This is a genomic window from Sporolactobacillus terrae DSM 11697 (assembly GCF_000648615.1).
GTDB classification, from domain to species: domain Bacteria; phylum Bacillota; class Bacilli; order Bacillales; family Sporolactobacillaceae; genus Sporolactobacillus; species Sporolactobacillus terrae.
Genome location: NZ_JFZC01000088.1, coordinates 1 through 1,075 on the forward strand (window position 1 = coordinate 1; position 1,075 = coordinate 1,075).

Annotated in this window: 1 protein-coding gene; it reads right to left on the reverse strand. The window is 46.5% G+C overall.

The features are described 5' to 3' along the window. Positions 1-1,031 (reverse strand): ISLre2 family transposase (locus AA84_RS0114680; RefSeq protein ID WP_236628101.1); only part of this gene is annotated, 1,031 nt, incomplete at its 3' end. Positions 1,032-1,075: the final 44 nt, after the last annotated feature.

Genomic DNA, 1,075 nt, shown 5'->3' on the forward strand with positions numbered 1-1,075 from the left:
ATTCGTTCGTCGCGTTTGGTCGGAATGAACGAAGAAAGATACGCCGCTTTTAACGTCCCGTTACGTATACCTTGAATAACCTTAACCATGCCTTCTTCCGACTCACCCCAGTGCATGCCACGCTTTTTCATGCGGAACGTCAAATGCCGTTGATTGGATTCCATAGCACCCAATCTCCCCGCATTTTCGGGAAGCGTTTCTTTCGCCATAATTTCTCGCCAGTCAAACAGACGATCCCAGTGTCCTATCAGATATTGCTTTACCTTTTCGACTTGCTTAATACGCTCATCCTCGTCTAAATTACTTTCATACGTATCCAGTAACAGGATGACCTCTGTACGGTCTTTTCTCTGAATCGCCTGTTGTATACGGGTGATCCATGCCTTATCACCGTGTAGTGAACGAATAAGGGATTGGGCAACATGAAACGCATCAAGTTGAACCCAAATACGTTTGTGTGACCCACAAAAAGCATCTTTAAAATGAGCTTCGTCATAGCCTACTCCTCCGTCACTATTAGCGACAACTTGTGTCTGCCATAAGCGATAGCGCTGTTCGACTGCGGCTCCAACCTGTTCCCAAAAAGTATCCAGTCCCTTGCTTGTCATGACCGCGTAAGGCTCTTTCAGGAGCCGCCGTTTTCCATTCTTCACCCAACCCTCATATAAAATGAAATGCTTGATTTCAATATGTTGGCGCTTTTTCAATCCCCGGACAAAGGTTCCATCAGCCTCCGCAAAGAGAAAATTCGGCTGCCTTTTTCCATCTAATTCTCCATTCTCTGCTTGGATGACAAGCTCCTGATCCTGCTTTTCTTGAGCTTCGCCGACGGCTCGAACACAGCGCATGACGGTAGTGTGACTCATTTGAACCTGAGTCCACGTTGCTAAAGTCTTCACGACCTCCCGACAAGTCATACGGCTGGCTAAAGTTGCTGTTTCATACTCAACATTTGGCGAATACCGCATGTGCTTTCTCAACCTCAGAAGGTTATCCAACGGATAACAGGCATGACCCTCCGGGTTAATCATACGCGTATGATACAGCGTCACAGGTCCAAATAAAAATTGGAGAA